At 63.5% G+C, this 16972-nt stretch carries 20 protein-coding genes; 1 reads left to right on the top strand and 19 read right to left on the bottom strand.

What is annotated here, in order from left to right:
* Nucleotides 1-4: 4 nt before the first annotated feature.
* The 18 genes from bamB to trmJ form a co-directional block, all read right to left on the bottom strand.
* A complete protein-coding gene (gene bamB, locus N5C91_RS06480; protein ID WP_236174175.1) occupies nucleotides 5-1147 on the bottom strand; it encodes an outer membrane protein assembly factor BamB in 1143 nt (380 codons plus the stop codon).
* Between the two features lies 1 nt (nucleotide 1148).
* Nucleotides 1149-1793: a tetratricopeptide repeat protein gene (locus N5C91_RS06475; RefSeq protein ID WP_279828597.1), complete on the bottom strand. Its 645-nt coding sequence runs from the start codon at nucleotides 1791-1793 to the stop codon at nucleotides 1149-1151.
* Between the two features lie 23 nt (nucleotides 1794-1816).
* Nucleotides 1817-3106: a histidine--tRNA ligase gene (hisS, locus tag N5C91_RS06470; protein WP_236199481.1), complete on the bottom strand. Its 1290-nt coding sequence runs from the start codon at nucleotides 3104-3106 to the stop codon at nucleotides 1817-1819.
* An 18-nt stretch (nucleotides 3107-3124) separates the two neighbouring features.
* Nucleotides 3125-4237 carry a flavodoxin-dependent (E)-4-hydroxy-3-methylbut-2-enyl-diphosphate synthase gene (gene ispG / locus N5C91_RS06465; RefSeq protein WP_017522283.1) on the bottom strand — a complete coding sequence of 371 codons (1113 nt, stop codon included), beginning with the start codon at nucleotides 4235-4237 and terminating at the stop codon, nucleotides 3125-3127.
* A 1-nt stretch (nucleotide 4238) separates the two neighbouring features.
* Nucleotides 4239-5270: a RodZ family helix-turn-helix domain-containing protein gene (locus tag N5C91_RS06460; protein ID WP_236174178.1), complete on the bottom strand. Its 1032-nt coding sequence runs from the start codon at nucleotides 5268-5270 to the stop codon at nucleotides 4239-4241.
* Nucleotides 5267-6025 (bottom strand): type IV pilus biogenesis/stability protein PilW, encoded by a 759-nt coding sequence (pilW, locus tag N5C91_RS06455; RefSeq protein ID WP_236174179.1) that lies wholly within the window; start codon nucleotides 6023-6025, stop codon nucleotides 5267-5269. The genes N5C91_RS06460 and pilW overlap by 4 nt, the downstream gene beginning before the upstream one ends.
* Nucleotides 6026-6040: 15 nt before the next feature.
* Nucleotides 6041-7189 carry a 23S rRNA (adenine(2503)-C(2))-methyltransferase RlmN gene (rlmN, locus tag N5C91_RS06450; protein WP_236174180.1) on the bottom strand — a complete coding sequence of 383 codons (1149 nt, stop codon included), beginning with the start codon at nucleotides 7187-7189 and terminating at the stop codon, nucleotides 6041-6043.
* A gap of 27 nt (nucleotides 7190-7216) precedes the next feature.
* Nucleotides 7217-7648: a nucleoside-diphosphate kinase gene (gene ndk, locus N5C91_RS06445; RefSeq protein WP_024762960.1), complete on the bottom strand. Its 432-nt coding sequence runs from the start codon at nucleotides 7646-7648 to the stop codon at nucleotides 7217-7219.
* A gap of 318 nt (nucleotides 7649-7966) precedes the next feature.
* Nucleotides 7967-8167: a Fe-S cluster assembly protein IscX gene (iscX, locus tag N5C91_RS06440; protein WP_236174181.1), complete on the bottom strand. Its 201-nt coding sequence runs from the start codon at nucleotides 8165-8167 to the stop codon at nucleotides 7967-7969.
* A 14-nt stretch (nucleotides 8168-8181) separates the two neighbouring features.
* Nucleotides 8182-8520: an ISC system 2Fe-2S type ferredoxin gene (gene fdx, locus N5C91_RS06435; protein WP_236174182.1), complete on the bottom strand. Its 339-nt coding sequence runs from the start codon at nucleotides 8518-8520 to the stop codon at nucleotides 8182-8184.
* 6 nt (nucleotides 8521-8526) lie between these two features.
* Complete coding sequence (hscA, locus tag N5C91_RS06430) at nucleotides 8527-10386, bottom strand: Fe-S protein assembly chaperone HscA (RefSeq protein WP_279828593.1); 1860 nt, start codon at nucleotides 10384-10386, stop codon at nucleotides 8527-8529.
* Nucleotides 10387-10430: 44 nt separating this feature from the next.
* Nucleotides 10431-10952 (bottom strand): co-chaperone HscB, encoded by a 522-nt coding sequence (hscB, locus tag N5C91_RS06425; RefSeq protein ID WP_236174184.1) that lies wholly within the window; start codon nucleotides 10950-10952, stop codon nucleotides 10431-10433.
* Nucleotides 10953-10960: 8 nt separating this feature from the next.
* A complete protein-coding gene (iscA, locus tag N5C91_RS06420) occupies nucleotides 10961-11284 on the bottom strand; it encodes an iron-sulfur cluster assembly protein IscA (protein WP_017522292.1) in 324 nt (107 codons plus the stop codon).
* A 26-nt stretch (nucleotides 11285-11310) separates the two neighbouring features.
* Entirely contained in the window at nucleotides 11311-11697 is a 387-nt protein-coding gene (gene iscU / locus N5C91_RS06415) for a Fe-S cluster assembly scaffold IscU (RefSeq protein ID WP_015478505.1), read from the bottom strand.
* A gap of 26 nt (nucleotides 11698-11723) precedes the next feature.
* Entirely contained in the window at nucleotides 11724-12938 is a 1215-nt protein-coding gene (locus N5C91_RS06410; protein ID WP_081515981.1) for an IscS subfamily cysteine desulfurase, read from the bottom strand.
* Nucleotides 12939-12966: 28 nt separating this feature from the next.
* Nucleotides 12967-13461, bottom strand: a complete 495-nt coding sequence (gene iscR / locus N5C91_RS06405) for a Fe-S cluster assembly transcriptional regulator IscR (RefSeq protein ID WP_088419609.1) — start codon at nucleotides 13459-13461, stop codon at nucleotides 12967-12969.
* A gap of 140 nt (nucleotides 13462-13601) precedes the next feature.
* Nucleotides 13602-14381 carry a serine O-acetyltransferase gene (gene cysE, locus N5C91_RS06400; RefSeq protein ID WP_236174185.1) on the bottom strand — a complete coding sequence of 260 codons (780 nt, stop codon included), beginning with the start codon at nucleotides 14379-14381 and terminating at the stop codon, nucleotides 13602-13604.
* Nucleotides 14374-15153: a tRNA (cytosine(32)/uridine(32)-2'-O)-methyltransferase TrmJ gene (trmJ, locus tag N5C91_RS06395; protein ID WP_279828585.1), complete on the bottom strand. Its 780-nt coding sequence runs from the start codon at nucleotides 15151-15153 to the stop codon at nucleotides 14374-14376. The genes cysE and trmJ overlap by 8 nt, the downstream gene beginning before the upstream one ends.
* Before the next feature lie 146 nt (nucleotides 15154-15299).
* On the opposite strand from trmJ, the gene suhB reads away from it, so the two are divergent.
* The gene (suhB, locus tag N5C91_RS06390) at nucleotides 15300-16115 is read left to right on the top strand and encodes an inositol-phosphate phosphatase (RefSeq protein ID WP_138524970.1); all 816 of its coding nucleotides are present in this window, start codon (nucleotides 15300-15302) and stop codon (nucleotides 16113-16115) included.
* A gap of 213 nt (nucleotides 16116-16328) precedes the next feature.
* On the opposite strand, the gene N5C91_RS06385 is transcribed toward suhB, so the two are convergent.
* Nucleotides 16329-16865 (bottom strand): glycine zipper 2TM domain-containing protein, encoded by a 537-nt coding sequence (locus N5C91_RS06385; RefSeq protein WP_236174187.1) that lies wholly within the window; start codon nucleotides 16863-16865, stop codon nucleotides 16329-16331.
* Nucleotides 16866-16972 lie beyond the last annotated feature (107 nt).

Raw genomic sequence — 16972 nt, 5'->3', positions numbered from 1 at the left:
CAGCTTAGCGAATCGTGTAGGCGGCCAGCTTACCGCTGTTGCCGAACACGTACATCCAGCTGCCGACTACCAGCGGGCGAACCCGCACGCCGTCACCGTCGACCTTCTCGCGGCCAACGAAACGACCGTCCACCTGGCTCAGCAGGTGCACGTAACCTTCCAGGTCACCGACGACCACGTTGCTCGACAGCACGGCCGGAGCGGACAGCTGGCGGCGAGCCAGTGCATCGTTGCTCCACAGCGAGGACGAACCACGGGAATCGAGGCTTTCCACGGTGCCGCTGGCCTGGCTGATGAACACGCTGCCAGTACCTTCGGCCACGCCGACGTAGCTGGAAGCCTCACGCTGCCAGAGTACACGGCCGGTGCCTACGTCCAGCGCCGCGGCGCGGCCCTGGTAGCTGGCCACGTAGAGTACGTTGTCGACCAGCAGCAGACCGCCGTCGATGTCGACGACGCGGTCCAGTTCGGAACGGCCTTGCGGGATGGCAACGCGCTGTTCCCACACCGGCAGGCCACGCTCGACGTCCACGGCAACGACCTTGCCGCTGGCCAGGCCGGCCAGCGCCAGACGGCCGGCGATCAGCGGAGCGCCGGTGCCACGCAGGGTCAGCACCGGGACAGTACCTTCGTAGATCCAGCGCTGGTTGCCGGTAGAAGCGTCGAAGCCGATCAGCTTGTCGTCCTGGGTCTGCACCACCACCACGTCGCCGTTGGTGGCCGGAGCGGCCAGCACTTCGCTGGTGACCTTGGCGCGCCACTTCTGCTCACCCGAGCCGGAATCCAGGGCGATCACGTCACCACGCAGAGTGCCTAGCAGGACCATGCCGCTGCCCACGCCGACGGCGCCGGAGATCGGCAGGTCGAGATCTTTCTTCCACAGTACTTCGCCCGTTTCACGCTGCATGGCCATGACACGGCCTTCGGCAGACGCGGCGTAGATGGTCTGGCCATCGACGGCAGGCTCGAGCAGGTTGTACAGGTCGCCCTGGCCGTCACCGACCGAACGGCTCCACTGTTTCTCCAGGCGAACCTCTTCCTTGAAATCGGTCAGTTCGGCCGGCGGCAGTTCTTTCTTGCTATTGCTGCTGCAACCCACAGCCATCAGGGTCAGTGCCAGCAGTGCAACGTGTTTCCAACGCAACATCTCAGGCGTCTCCCTTGGCCAGGTCGTCGAGTTTCATCTGCAGGGCGCCGACGGCGGCATCTTCCGGCAGGGCAGCCTTGGCCTTCTCGTAGGCGACGCGCGCGTCGTCATTGCGCTTGAGCTGCAGCAGCAGGTCGCCGCGCAGTTCTTCGCGGGTAGCAACGTAGGCTTTGTCGACGGTGCCGTCGAGCAGCTTCAGGCCGTCTTCGGCCTTGCCCTGGGCAGCCAGGACACGTGCCAGGCGCTGGCGGGCCAGCTCGCCGAGGGTTGCGTCAACTGGCTTGTCGACTACCGCCTTGAGCTCAAGGACGGCGTCATCCAGCTTGCCGCTGTCCACCGCGACCTTGGCGACGAACAGGCGGCCGTACTGGGCGTACGGAGTGCCGGCGAAGTCGGTGTTCAGCTTGCCAGCGAGCTCGGCGACCTTGGCGGTGTCGGGCTTGCCGGTCGGGTTCAGCGCGGTTTCCAGCAGGGCCTGATAAATGGTCGAAGCGCCCTGGGACTGGTTGGTCTGGTACTTTTTCCAGGCCTGCCAGCCGAACACCACGATCAGCGCCAGAGCGGCGCCGGTCAGCAGGGGCATGCCGTTACGCTGCCACCAGTCCTTGATGTCAGCGATCTGTTCTTCTTCGGTACGGTTACTCACCCCAATACTCCTATCCGCTCGATTCAAGCCTGCTGGAGGCAGGCAGCCAGGTGCTCGGGCAGAGCATCCCAGGCGATGTTCTGTTGTTCGCCCTCGCCACGCAGGGGCTTGAAACCTACCACGCGGTTGGCCAGTTCGTCGTCACCCAGAATCATTGCGAACTGTGCGCCGCTCTTGTCGGCCTTCTTGAACTGGCTCTTGAAGCTGCCGGCACCGGCGTTGACCAGCAGGCGCAGCCCCGGGATGGCTTCACGCAGCTTCTCCGCCAGGGCCAGCGCAGCCAGCTCTGCCGGCTCGCCGAAGGCACAGACGTAGAGGTCGGCCGGACGGTTCAATTCAGCCGGGACCACACCCAGGGTATCCAGCAGCAGCACCAGGCGCTCCACGCCCATGGCGAAGCCCACGCCCGGCGTCGGCTTGCCGCCGAACTGGCTGACCAGGCCGTCGTAGCGGCCCCCGCCGCAAACGGTGCCCTGGGCACCGAGCTTGTCAGTGACCCATTCGAAAGCGGTGCGGCAGTAGTAATCCAGGCCGCGAACCAGCTTCTGGTTGATCTCGTAGCGCAGGCCGACCGCATCCAGGCGGGCCTTCAGGCCCTCGAAGTGGGCGATCGATTCTTCGTCCAGGTAGTCGTGCAGGCTCGGCGCACCGACCAGCAGGGCCTGGGTGCTCTCCACCTTGCTGTCGAGGATGCGCAACGGGTTGGTGGTCATGCGGCGCTGGCTGTCTTCGTCCAGCTGCTCGAAGCGCTCCTGCAGGTAGGCCACCAGGTCATCGCGATAGCGCGCACGGGCTTCGCTGGAGCCCAGGGTGTTCAGTTGCAGGGTCACGGCATCGGCCATGCCCAGCTTCTGCCACAGGCGCCAGGTAAGGATGATCAGCTCGGCGTCGATGTCCGGGCCGGGCAGGTTGAAGACTTCCACACCAATCTGGTGGAACTGGCGATAGCGGCCCTTCTGCGGCTTCTCGTAGCGGAACATCGGGCCGGTGTACCAGAGCTTCTGCACCTGGCCACCGCCGGACAGACCATGCTCCAGCACGGCGCGCACGCAGCCCGCAGTGCCTTCCGGGCGCATGGTCAGGGATTCGCCATTGCGGTCGAGGAAGGTGTACATCTCCTTGTCGACCACATCAGTACCTTCACCGATACCGCGAGCGAAGAGCTCGGTGAACTCGAGGATCGGCAGGCGGATCTCGCTGTAGCCGTAGCTGTCCAGCAGGCCGGCGAAGGTACGTTCCAGATAGCGCCAGGCCGGGGTCTGGTCCGGCAGAATGTCGTTCATGCCACGGATGGCTTGCAGGGACTTGCTCACTTAGGATCCTTGTTGCGGTCAGCCGCGCACGATGAGTGCGGCGTCGGCCTCGGCCTTCTCGGCCGCTTTTTCGCGGATCAGCCGTTCCAGCTCATCCACCAGGTTATCGTTCTGCAGCTTCTGCGCCGGCTTGCCGTCGATGTAGATCAGGTTGCTCGGCGTACCACCGGTAAGGCCGATATGGGCTTCCTTGGCTTCGCCCGGGCCGTTGACCACGCAGCCGATCACGGCGACGTCCAGCGGCACCAGCAGGTCCTCCAGGCGGCCTTCCAGCTCGTTCATGGTCTTCACCACATCGAAGTTCTGCCGCGAGCAGCTCGGGCAGGCGATGAAGTTGATGCCACGGGAGCGCAGGCGCAGCGACTTGAGGATATCGAAGCCGACCTTGATCTCTTCCACCGGGTCGGCGGCCAGCGAGATGCGGATGGTATCGCCGATGCCTTCGGCCAGCAGCATGCCCAGGCCCACCGCCGATTTCACGGTGCCCGAGCGCAGGCCACCGGCTTCGGTGATACCCAGGTGCAGGGGTTGCTCGATCTGCTTGGCCAGCAGCCGGTAGGCGGCCACGGCCATGAACACGTCGGAGGCCTTCACACTGACCTTGAAGTTCTGGAAGTCCAGGCGGTCGAGGTGATCGACATGGCGCATGGCCGATTCCAGCAATGCCTCGGGGGTCGGCTCGCCGTACTTCTTCTGCAGGTCCTTCTCCAGGGAGCCGGCGTTGACGCCGATACGGATCGGGATATTGCGCTCGCGGGCAGCATCCACCACGGCCTTTACCCGGTCTTCGCGACCGATGTTGCCCGGGTTGATGCGCAGGCAGTCGACACCCAATTCGGCCACGCGCAAGGCGATCTTGTAGTCGAAGTGGATATCGGCAACCAGCGGGACCTTCACCTGCTGCTTGATCTTGCCGAACGCCTCGGCGGCGTCCATGTCCGGCACGGAGACGCGGACAATGTCAGCACCGGCGTCTTCCAGACGACGGATCTGAGCCACGGTGGCAGCCACGTCCAGGGTGTCGGTGTTGGTCATGCTCTGCACGGCGATGGGGGCGTCCCCACCCACCGGCACGTTGCCTACCCAGATCTTGCGGGACAGGCGACGTTTGATCGGAGACTCGCAATGCATCTTACTGTCCACCCAACTTCAGGCGTGCGGTACCACCACGCGCCGGTGTGACTTCGACCGGCTGGCCGTTGTAGCTGACCTGGGCGCCCTGGGCGAAGCCAAGACGCAGCTGGACCGGCGCCTTGGCGGCGACTTCCAGTGATTCGCCCTTGCGCTTGAGGCCCTCGAGGACGACCTTGCCGTCGGCATCGGTCACCTGGGTCCAGCAATCCGCGCTGAACTGAACCTTGACCACGCCCTGACCGGCGGAAGCGACCACCGGAGCGGCAGGCGCCTCCGTCGGAGCCACCGGGGCAACCGGACTGGCCGGCGCGACAGGCTGCTGGGCAGTCGGTTGCTGGGCCGGAGTTGCTGGAGCCTGGACGGCGGGAGCGGTTTCGGCAGCAGCCGGCACGCCCGGGGTGGCCGGAGTCGTTGCGGTCGACGGTGCAGTCTCGAGCGGAGCCTCGGCGCTGCCGTTGTCGCCGGCCGGCTCGGTCGGTGCTGGCGGAGTATTGGCCTGGTCCTCGGCGACGGCCTGGTCTTCCGGCTCGTCAAGCGTATGGATCTCGGTGGTGCCGTCGGCGCTCTCGACTTCGACATGCTCCATGTTCAGGCTGCCGGTCTCGGCCGGGCGAGCAGAGCGCTCCTGCCACCAGAAGTAGCCGAAGCCGATGAGCACGGCCAGCAGGACCAAACTGAACAGGCGCAGCAGATTGCGCGACAGCCGCACGGGCTCAACGACACGCCCCAGCGCCTGGACGTTGCTGCCGCTGGCATCGGTACCGGTGTACTGGTCGAAGGCGGTGACCATCTGGGCCTGGTCCATGCCCAGCAGTTTGGCGTAGGCACGGATATAGCCGCGGGCGAAGGTATGCCCCGGCAACTGTTCGAACGAACCCTGTTCCAGCTGGCGCAAGGCATTTTCGGTCAGGTTCAGCTGGCCGGCCACCTGCGCGGTGCTCCAGCCCTTGTTCTCGCGCGCCTGGCGCAGGGTCTCGCCAGGATTGGCGCGGGTCGTGCCGATAACATCGGGCTGCGACGTATTCATCATTTATCCGCCTGGTATGCCTGGTATTCAGGAGATGCGGGATACAGGCGCTTGAGTTGCAGCCCGTAGCTGGCAGCGGTATCCCGGTCGTCGAAAATCTTTGCCAGTCGAATCCCCAGCAGCAGGCTACGCGCAGTCTGCGGGCCTTGCTTGAGGTATTCCTCATAGAATGCGCGGGACGGCACGTACTCGCGATCCTGGTAGTTCAGGTCCGCCAGCTCGATCAGCGCGCCGGGAGTATTCCGGTTCAGGCGCACAGCCTTCTCGAAGAATTCCTTGGCCTCTGCGCGCTTGTTGAGCTTCATGCTGACCAGGCCGAGGTTCTCGAAAATCCGCGAACGCTCGGAATAAAGGCCGTCGTCTGTGGCCTTCATGTAGGTGTCGTAGGCTTCCTGATAGCGCTTCTGCTCGAAAAGGAAGCTGGCGTAGTTGTTCAGAATACGTGCATCACCAGAGCGCGCCGAGAGCGCCTTGCGGAACTCGGTTTCCGCGAGCTTCGGCTCCATCTCGGTCTGATAGACGACAGCCAGCGCAGCATGGGCATCGGCGCTGGACGAATCGATATCCAAGGCCTGCCGCAGCGGCACCTTGGCCTGCTCGGTATTGCCCATTTGCAGGTAGCCGATGCCGAGCTGGATGTAGGCGTCGCGCGCCTCGTCCCGGCCCTTCTCGGTCTTCAGAGGATCCTGTTTACCAGTCGTCACGCAACCCGTCAGCACGGTTGCCAACAGTAAGCACAGCGCGGCGCGCAGGGTCATCGGAATCCTCCCTAGTCAGTTTCGATTGGCGTTGGTCGGGGCCTGGTCGGCGTCCGCAGCCAGTTGTCGTACGGCAATGTAACGTTCGCTACGGCGGGTGCGGTCCATCACCTGGCCCACCAATTGACCACAGGCGGCGTCGATATCGTCGCCGCGGGTGGTACGAACAGTCACGTTGAAGCCGCTCTTGTGCAGCATGTCCTGGAATCGGCGGATGGCATTGTTGCTCGGCCGCTCGTAACCGGAATGCGGGAACGGATTAAACGGAATCAGGTTGATCTTGCAAGGGAAATCCTTGAGCAGTGCGATCAGTTGCTCAGCATGCTCGGGCTGGTCGTTGACGCCGGCCAGCAGGGTGTACTCGATCGTCAGCACGCGTTCCTTGCCCAGACGCGTGATGTAGCGATAGCAGGAGTCGAGCAGCATCTCGAGCGGGTACTTCTTGTTGATCGGCACCAGCTTGTTGCGCAGCTCGTCGTTGGGCGCATGCAGCGACAGGGCCAGGGACACGTCGGTCACCTCGGCGAGCTTGTCGATCATCGGCACCACGCCAGAGGTGGACAGGGTCACCTTGCGCTTGGAAATACCGTAGCCGAGGTCTTCCATCATGATGCTCATGGCAGTCACGACGTTGTCGAAGTTCAGCAGCGGCTCGCCCATGCCCATCATCACCACGTTGGTGATGGCACGGTCGATCTTGCCCGGGATGGTCCCGAACGATTGGTTGGCGATCCACACCTGGCCGATGATCTCGGCGGAGGTCAGGTCGCTGTTGAAGCCTTGCTTGCCGGTGGAGCAGAAGCTGCAGTCCAGCGCGCAACCGGCCTGCGACGACACGCACAGGGTGCCGCGACCGCCTTGCGGGATGTACACGGTCTCGACGCAGCTGCCCGAGGCCACGCGCACTACCCACTTGCGGGTACCGTCAGCGGAAATGTCCTGGCTGACGATCTCCGGAGGACGAATTTCGGCAACGGCCTCGAGCTTTTCGCGCAAGGCCTTGCCGACGTTCGTCATGGCGCTGAATTCGACAGCGCCAAAGTGGTGAATCCATTGCATCACCTGGCCGGCGCGGAAGCGCTTTTCACCGATGGACTCGAAGAATTCCTCGAGCTGGGGCTTGGTCATGCCCAGCAGGTTGGCCTTTACAGCGGTATCAGTCATGGATTCACCCTCGCTCATTCGCCGTTATCAGCGAATGCGCTCGCACACCTCGGTGCTGGAGAAGAAGTAAGCGATTTCGCGAGCAGCGGAAGCTTCCGAGTCGGAACCGTGTACGGCGTTCTCGTCGATGGAAACAGCGAAGTCGGCGCGGATGGTGCCGGCGTCGGCTTTCTTCGGATCGGTGGCGCCCATCAGTTCACGGTTGCGCAGGATGGCGTCTTCGCCTTCCAGAACCTGGACAACGACCGGGCCGGAAGTCATGAAGGAAACCAGGTCCTTGAAGAAGGGGCGCTCTTTGTGCTCGGCGTAGAAACCGCCAGCTTCGCGCTCGGACAGCTGAACCATCTTGGAAGCGACAACGCGCAGGCCGGCTTTCTCGAAGCGGGTCAGGATTTCGCCGATGACGTTCTTGGAAACGGCGTCGGGCTTGATGATGGAGAAGGTACGTTGCAGGGCCATGGAAATAACTCCGAAAAAGCAAGGTTGGTAATGCCAAGAAGCCCCTGGCGTGGCCAGGAGCTCCTGCGATTCTAGGGTTTGCCGCGCGCCACGCCCGATGGGCGGCAGCCGCGAAACCGGCCCGACTGCGACAGGGCCGGCGGCTGGAAAATTCCCCTGAGGAAATTTTCGACAGCTCACCTAAAGATAAAACCCGCGAATTATACGCGGGTTCGGGGAAAAGCATAAGGGCGGCTTCAGGCAGCAGGCCCTAGGCTGCAGGCGCAGGGTGGCTATTGATTTTGCCTGCAGCCTAAGGCCCGCCGCCTGCCGCCGCTTTCAGTCGGCTTCTTCGATCCAGGCAGCCTGGATGGCCTCCAGGACCTTTTCCCCGCCACGGGAAGGATCGTCGCTGAACTCCGGCAATGCCAGCACCCAGCGGTGCAGATCGACGAAATTCACGTAGCGCGGATCGACGTCCGGCTGGGACTCGGCCAGCTGGATGGCGATTTCGAGCACATCAACCCATTTCAGACTCATGCGAACGCTCCGCCTCAGTGACCTTCGGACACCTGGTTGATGGTGTATTTCGGAATTTCCACCACCAGATCGGTCTCGCCGACCACGGCCTGGCAGGACAGGCGCGAATCCGCCTCCAGACCCCAGGCCTTGTCCAGCATGTCGTCTTCCAGCTCGTCGGAGCCTTCCATCGAGTTGAAGCCCTCGCGCACGATCACGTGGCAGGTGGTGCAGGCACAGGACATCTCACAGGCGTGTTCGATCTCGATGCCGTTGCGCAGCGCCGCCTTCATGATGGTTTCGCCCGGCTGGGCTTCGATCACCGCGCCTTCGGGGCAGTGTTCGGCGTGGGGCAGAAAGACAATCTGCGGCATCTTCGCTTATTCCTCGATTTCGTTGAGCCGGCGACCGGCCAGTGCGGCTTTGACGGTGGCGTCCATACGGCGCGCGGCAAAGGCGTCGGTCAGCTGGGACAGACGCTTGATCTGTTGTTCGATGGCGACGGTATCGCTGCCGGTGGCCAGCTCGCGCAGCGAGTCCATGCCAGCATCGATGACCAGGCGCTCGTCGGCCTCCAGCAGGCGCTCGCCGTCGGCGTCCAGCGCCGACTGCACGGCCTCCAGCAGACGCTGGGCCTCGACCTGCTGTTCGCGCAGGGCGCGGGCAGCAAGGTCATCGCCGGCATACTGGAAGGAATCCTGCAGCATGCGGGCGATTTCGCCGTCGGTCAGGCCGTAGGACGGCTTGACCTGGATGCTCGCCTCGACGCCCGAGGACAATTCACGGGCGGACACACCCAGCAGGCCATCGGCGTCGACCTGGAAGCTGACGCGGATCTTTGCCGCGCCGGCCACCATCGGCGGAATGCCACGCAACTCGAAGCGCGCCAGGGACCGGCAGTCCTTGACCAGCTCGCGCTCGCCTTGCAGCACATGAATCATCATGGCCGTCTGGCCGTCCTTGTAGGTGGTGAACTCCTGGGCGCGCGCTACCGGAATGGTGGTGTTGCGCGGGATCACCTTCTCCATCAGCCCGCCCATGGTTTCCAGGCCGAGCGACAGGGGAATCACGTCCAGCAGCAGCAGCTCTTCGCCGCGCTTGTTGCCGGCCAGGGCATCAGCCTGGATGGCCGCGCCAATGGCGACGACCTGGTCCGGATCGATGTCGGTCAGCGGGTCGCGAGCGAACAGGTCGCCCACCAGTTCGCGCACACGAGGTACGCGGGTCGAGCCGCCAACCATGACGACAGCGCTGACTTCTTCCAGCTCGACACCGGAATCACGGACTGCGCGACGGCAGGACTTGAGGCTGCGCTGGATCAGCGGATCAATCAGGGCCTCAAGCTGGGTGCGGGTCAGCTCACCAGACCAGCTGTCATAAGCAACGGCCACGCTGGCGCAGTCGGTCAGCGCTTCCTTCGCCGCACAGGCAGCCTGCAGCAGGCGACGCTGGGCGCCCGGATCCAGATCAGCCGAGACCCCGGACTGCTCGATGATCCAGCCGGCGATGGCATGGTCGAAGTCATCGCCACCCAGCGCGGTATCACCGCCGGTAGCCAGGACTTCGAAGACGCCACGGGTCAGGCGCAGGATGGAAATGTCGAAAGTACCGCCACCCAGGTCATAGATGGCGACCACGCCCTCGGCGTTCTTGTCGAGGCCGTAGGCGACCGCCGCAGCGGTCGGCTCGTTGAGCAGGCGCAGCACGTGCAGGCCGGCCAGACGCGCGGCGTCCTTGGTGGCCTGGCGCTGGGCGTCGTCGAAATAAGCGGGAACGGTGATCACTGCGCCCACCAGTTCGCCACCCAGGGTCAACTCGGCGCGCTGGCGCAGGACGCGGAGAATTTCCGCCGAGACTTCCACCGGGCTCTTGGCGCCCTGGACGGTCTCGATGAAGGGCATGTGCGATTCGCCCTGGGTAAAGCGGTACGGCAGTTGGCCGCCCAGCTGCTTCACATCCTCCAGGCCGCGCCCCATCAGGCGCTTCACCGAAATGATGGAGTTCAGCGGGTCTTGCGAGGCGGTGGCGCGAACGTTCTCGCCCACCTCGATGCGATCGGCGAGGTAACGCACCGCAGACGGCAGGATCACTTCGCCGCGATCATCGGGCAAGGGTGCTGCGACGCCGCTGCGCACGGCAGCGACCAGGGAATTCGTGGTACCCAGGTCGATCCCCACCGCCAGGCGACGCTGGTGTGGCTGGGGACTTTGTCCGGGCTCGGCGATCTGCAGTAGGGCCATGCGGTTTCTAATCAGGCTATCGGGCGCGGCACGGGCCGCGCGGATTAATCGTCGAGTCGCTCTTCGAGCTGCCGCACTTCCTGCGCCAGCTTGTCGAGGAACTGCATGCGGCGAACCAGACGCTCGGCCAACTCACGGCGACCGGTATCGTCCCAGCAATCGGCGAAATCCTCTTCCAGACGCTGCTGGGCGGATTTCAACTGACGCTTGAACTGCGCCACGCCATCGAGATCGGCGCTGTCCTGCAGGTCTTCCAGGTCCTCGCGCAGCTGCATCTGCTGCAGCAGGAATTCCGGATCCTGTACCGTGGCCTCCAGCGGCAACGCATCGCCGCGCAACGCCAGCAAGTACAGGGCACGACGCGGCACGCTCTTCAGCGTCTGGTAGGCATCGTTGAGCTCGGCAGCCTTGGACTGCGCCAGTCGCTGCTCGCGCTCGGAAGCATCGGCGAAGCGATCCGGATGGACCGTCCGCACCAGCTCGCGGTAGCGGTTGCCAAGGGCTTCCAGATCGATCCGGAAGCCCGGCTGCAAATCGAACAGCGCGAAGTGACAGGGACTACCCACACCCGACCTCAGACGTTGAAGCTTTCGCCGCAGCCACACTCACCGCGCACGTTCGGGTTGTTGAACTTGAAGCCCTCGTTGAGGCCTTCCTTGGTGAAGTCCAACTCGGTACCGTCGAGGTAGACCAGGCTTTTCGGGTCGATGATGACCTTCACGCCGTGGCTCTCGAAGACCTGGTCCTCGGCTGCCAGTTCGTCAACGAACTCCAGCACATAGGCCAGCCCGGAACACCCGGTGGTGCGCACGCCAAGACGAATGCCCTCACCCTTGCCGCGCCCTTCGAGAGAACGGCGAACATGGTTGGCGGCGGATTCGGTCATGCTGATGGCCATGGGAACTCCTTACTCAACGAATCGCTTCAGAGCAGACCTTTCTTCTGCTTGTAGTCGCGCACGGCCGCCTTGATGGCGTCCTCGGCGAGCACCGAGCAGTGGATCTTCACTGGCGGCAGGGCCAGCTCTTCGGCGATGGTGGTGTTCTTGATGGATTCGGCCTCGTCCAGCGTCTTGCCCTTCATCCACTCGGTGGCGAGGGAGCTGGAGGCGATGGCGGAACCGCAGCCGTAGGTCTTGAACTTGGCGTCTTCGATGACGCCCTGCTCGTTGACCTTGATCTGCAGGCGCATCACGTCGCCGCAAGCGGGAGCACCGACCATGCCGGTGCCGACATCCGGGTCTTCGGCATTGAGCTTGCCGACGTTGCGCGGGTTTTCGTAGTGGTCGATGACCTTGTCACTGTAAGCCATGGCTAATCCTCACTCTATGGGGCGGGTCAGTGGGCCTGCCATTCGACCTTGGACAGGTCGACACCCTCTTTGAACATATCCCACAGCGGCGAGAGTTCACGCAGCTTGGAAACGGCTTCCACCACCTTTTTGGCGGCGTAGTCGACCTCTTCTTCAGTAGTGAAGCGGCCGAAGCTGAAACGGATGGAGCTGTGCGCCAGTTCGTCGTTGCGACCCAGGGCGCGGAGCACGTAGGACGGCTCCAGCGAGGCCGAGGTGCAGGCGGAGCCGGACGAAACGGCCAGGTCCTTGAGCGACATCATCAGCGACTCGCCTTCGACGTAGTTGAAGCTGACGTTGAGGATGTTCGGCGCGTAGGAAGTCGGGCTGCCGTTGAGATACAGCTCTTCCAGGTCCTGGACCTGATCGAAGAAGCGCTTGCGCAGGCCTTCGATGCGAGCCATTTCCTGGTGCATTTCTTCCTTGGCGATGCGGAAGGCTTCGCCCATGCCGACGATCTGGTGGGTCGCCAGGGTGCCCGAACGCATGCCGCGCTCGTGACCGCCGCCGTGCATCTGGGCTTCCAGGCGCACACGCGGCTTGCGACGCACGTACAGCGCGCCCATGCCTTTGGGGCCATAGACCTTGTGGGCGGAGAAGGACATCAGGTCGACCTTGAGTTTCTCCAGGTCGATGTCGACTTTACCGGCGGACTGGGCAGCGTCGACGTGCAGCAGGATGCCGCGCGAACGGGTCAGCTCACCGATGGCAGCGATGTCGTTGATGCTGCCGACTTCGTTGTTCACGTGCATGACCGAAACCAGGATGGTGTCGTCACGCAGGGCGGCCTCGACCATCGCCGGGGTGATGATGCCCTCGGGAGTCGGCTCCAGGTAGGTCACTTCGAAACCTTCGCGCTCCAGCTGGCGGCAGGTATCCAGGACCGCCTTGTGCTCGATCTTCGAGGTGATGATGTGCTTGCCCTTGGTCGCGTAGAAGTGCGCGACACCCTTGACGGCGAGGTTATCGGACTCGGTGGCACCGGAAGTCCAGACGATCTCGCGGGGGTCGGCATTGACCAGTTCGGCGACCTGGCGACGGGCGTTTTCAGCCGCTTCCTCGGCCTTCCAGCCGAAGAGGTGGGAACGCGAAGCCGGGTTGCCGAAATTGCCGTCAACCAGCAGGCAGTCGGCCATTTTCTGAGCGACACGCGGATCCACCGGGGTGGTGGCGGAGTAGTCGAGGTAAATCGGCAATCTCATCAGGTAACTCCTACAGGCGGGCGTTCGCTCAATCGATGGCGGACGCTTCAATCTTGTCGAGGCGCAGCGGCTTACTGCCCGAGCAGCGACGCTCGTCCTGGCGCTGAGCGACCTCTTGAACTTCGCGGCGCTCGACCAGGTCGGCCAGGCTGATACCGCTGAGGAACTCGTGAATCTGCTGACTGAGGTCGCACCACAAGTGGTGGGTCAGGCAGGTATCGCCGGAGTGGCAGTCACCCTGGCCCTGGCAGCGGGTAGCATCGACCGACTCGTTGACCGCATCGATCACCTGGGCAACGTGGATGCCGGTCATGTCGCGGGACAACTGGTAACCGCCGCCCGGACCACGCACGCTGACCACCAGGTTGCCACGGCGCAACTTGGCGAACAGCTGTTCCAGGTAGGACAGGGAAATACCCTGGCGCTCGGAGATATCGGCGAGAGAAACCGGGCCACGCTGGGCGTGCAACGCCAGATCGAGCATGGCGGTGACGGCATAGCGGCCTTTGGTGGTCAATCGCATGGGGAAATCCGGAAGAATCGCTGGTATGGCGGAAGTATGCTCTTTTCCGACTATTTAAGTCAACTATAAGACCTATTACTTTAGTCGGAATTAGCCAGCGAACGGCGGCGTATTGTAGCAGCAATGCAAGGGCTGGCGCATCACTGCGCCGACTTGCTGCTCTCCTCGCCCTTGACTCCAGCGAAGTCCTCTTCCCGCAGTACCGGAAGATCCTTCGCACAGTAGTCGCTACCCAGGGCCGTCAGAGCCTTGCACATGCCTTCCAGACGACCATCGACCGCCTGCAGGTGGTCAAGCAACTGACCAATGGCACGAGCCACCGGATCAGGCATGTCCTGGCTGACGCCGTAGGCATCGAACCCGAGCTTTTCTGCCATGGCCTGGCGCTTGGCCGCCTGATCCGCGTCATCCTTGATGATGATGCGCCCCGGAATCCCCACAACGGTGGCGCCCGGCGGCACCTCTTTGGTCACCACGGCATTGGAACCGACCTTGGCGCCGGCACCGACGGTGAACGGGCCGAGCACCTTGGCGCCCGCCCCTACCACCACGCCATCGGCCAGGGTCGGATGGCGCTTGCCCTTGTTCCAGCTGGTGCCGCCCAGGGTCACACCCTGATAGATGGTCACGTCGTCGCCGATCTCGGCTGTTTCGCCAATGACGATACCCAGGCCATGGTCGATAAAGAAGCGACGACCGATCTTCGCGCCCGGATGGATCTCGATACCGGTCATCCAGCGACCAAAATTCGACACCATGCGCGCCAGCCACTTCCAGCCGGACACCCACAAGCCATGGGCCAGGCGATGCAGCCAGACGGCATGCAGGCCCGGATAGCAGGTGAGCACCTCGAAGGCATTACGCGCCGCCGGGTCTCGATGGAATACGCTCTGAATGTCTTCGCGTACGCGCTCAAACATCTTCATCACTCCGCTTGGAAAGCTCCCCGCGGGCAGCTTTCTGTGTCTCGGTGAGAATACCCCGCAGGATATTCATCTCCAGCTTGCTCACACCGCTGCGGCCGTACAGGCGGCGCAGGCGCGACATCAGGTGGCGCGGCTTCTGCGGGTCGAGGAACTGGATATCCACCAGGGTCGATTCCAGGTGCGTGTAGAAGCGCTCCAGCTCATCCGACGTCACCGGGACGCTGTTGAGCATTGCCGTGGACTCGACCTTCTCCTGCTTGGTCGGCTGCCCCTGAACGGCCAGCCAGGCCATGCGCACCTCGTAGACCAGCACCTGCACCGCCGTCGCCAGGTTCAGCGAACTGAACTCGGGATTGGCCGGGATGTGCACGTGGAACTGACATCGTTGCAGCTCTTCGTTGGTCAGGCCGGCGTACTCGCGGCCAAACACTAGCGCGACCTCACCACCCTGCTGGACATGCTCCAGGCTGGTGGTGGCGCACTCGCGGGGATCGAGCAGCGGCCAGGGAATGCGGCGATCGCGCGCACTGGTACCAAGCACCAGGCTGCAACCCGCCAGGGCATCTTCCAGGGTCGGCACGACCACGGCCGCATCGAGAATGTCGTCGGCGCCGGATGCGCGGGCGCGCGCCTCGCCACTGGGGAAATCCATCGGATCGACCAGCACCAGGCGCGACAGGCCCATGTTCTTCATCGCACGGGCCGTACCGCCGATATTGCCGGGATGGCTGGTGTTGACCAGCACCACGCGAATTTTGTCGAGCAACGCGCGACTCCACACAAAAGCGAAAAAGGGAGGGAATCCTACCGCAGCAGTGGGTCTTGCGCCACGCAGGCGACAGGTCGCTCTATGAACTCCATGGCTTTCTGCTAGAATGTCCGGCTTTCTTTAACGACCCAGGTGACCTCTCCATGCAGCCTATGCTGAATATCGCCCTGCGCGCCGCTCGCAGCGCCGGTGAACTGATCTTCCGCTCCATCGAACGCCTGGATACCCTGTCGGTCAACGAGAAAGAAGCCAACGACTACGTCACCGAAGTCGATCGCGCGGCCGAACTCTCCATCGTCACCGCCCTGCGCAAGGCCTACCCGAACCACGGGATCATGGGCGAAGAAGGCGGCATGCTCGAAGGCAGCGGCGAAGGCGCCGACTACCTGTGGATCATCGACCCGCTGGATGGCACCACCAACTTCATCCACGGCGTTCCGCACTATGCCGTCAGCATCGCCTGCAAATACCGCGGCCGCCTCGAGCACGCCGTAGTCCTCGATCCGGTCCGCCAGGAAGAATTCACCGCCAGCCGCGGCCGTGGCGCCGCCCTGAACGGTCGCCGTCTGCGCGTCAGCAACCGCAAGAGCTTGGAAGGCGCCCTGCTCGGCACCGGCTTCCCGTTCCGCGACAGCCAGATGGACAACCTGGACGCCTACCTGGGCATGTTCCGCAGCCTGGTCGGCCAGACTGCCGGCATCCGCCGCGCCGGCGCCGCCAGCCTGGACCTGGCCTACGTCGCCGCAGGTCGCTACGACGCCTTCTGGGAATTCGGCCTGTCCGAGTGGGACATGGCAGCTGGCGCGCTGCTGATCCAGGAAGCAGGCGGCCTGGTGAGCGATTTCACCGGCGGTCACGAGTTCCTCGAGAAGGGCCAGATCGTTGCCGGCAACACCAAGTGCTTCAAGGCGCTGCTGACCAGCATCCAGCCGCACCTGCCGCCGTCGCTCAAGCGCTGAGCCTGAGCCTCGACAGAAAAAGCCCGGCAATGCCGGGCTTTTTTGTGCCTGCAAGAACGCACTCCATTGCAGGAGCGAGCTTGCTCGCGAAGCTTTTGCCCTTTCTTCTGGCGACACGACGGGGGGCTGTTCGCGAGCAAGCTCGCTCCTACGAATAGATCCAAAAGAAAAGGCGCCCGATGGGCGCCTTTCTCACTGAGACCTGGCGACAGCTTATTGCTGCCCCAGGACGAGTCGGCCGCTCTTGTCGACCGGAATCTGCGAGCCCGGATCGCGGTCCATGCGGACCTGGCCGGCCTTGCCATCGAGCAGGTACTTCACGTCGTAGCCGACGACCTTCTCGCTGGTATCATTGACGGTGCTGCAGCGGGTTTCGGTGGTGGTGTAGGTATCACGCTCCTGCATGCCTTCCTGCACCTTGTTGCCCGCGTAGCCGCCGCCGATGGCGCCCGCCACGGTGGCGATCTTCTTGCCATTGCCGCCGCCGATCTGGTTGCCCAGCAGGCCGCCAGCGATGGCGCCAATCGCCGTACCGGCGATCTGGTGGGTGTCCTTGACCGGACGCTGATGGGTCACTGCCACGTCCTTGCAGACCTGGCGCGGATTCTTGATGGTTTCCTTGACCGGTTGAACGGCGAGCACCTCGGCGTATTGCGGCGCACGGTCCACCAGACTGTAGGTAGCCACGGCGCCACCGGCAGTCACGCCTACAGCGCCCAGCACGGTACCGATTAGCAACGACTTGTTCATAGGGTTCTCCTGGTCTTTCTTCTCATTCGGGCCTTGCCCTTTACCTTGCCTTGGAGCGACCCATTTGTAAGAAAGTTCCGGCGGTTTCGTGATCCACCTCCTACAAA

This window comes from Pseudomonas sp. GD03903 (assembly GCF_029840045.1).
GTDB lineage: Bacteria > Pseudomonadota > Gammaproteobacteria > Pseudomonadales > Pseudomonadaceae > Pseudomonas > Pseudomonas pseudonitroreducens.
This window is presented reverse-complemented; position numbering and strand designations above follow the sequence as displayed.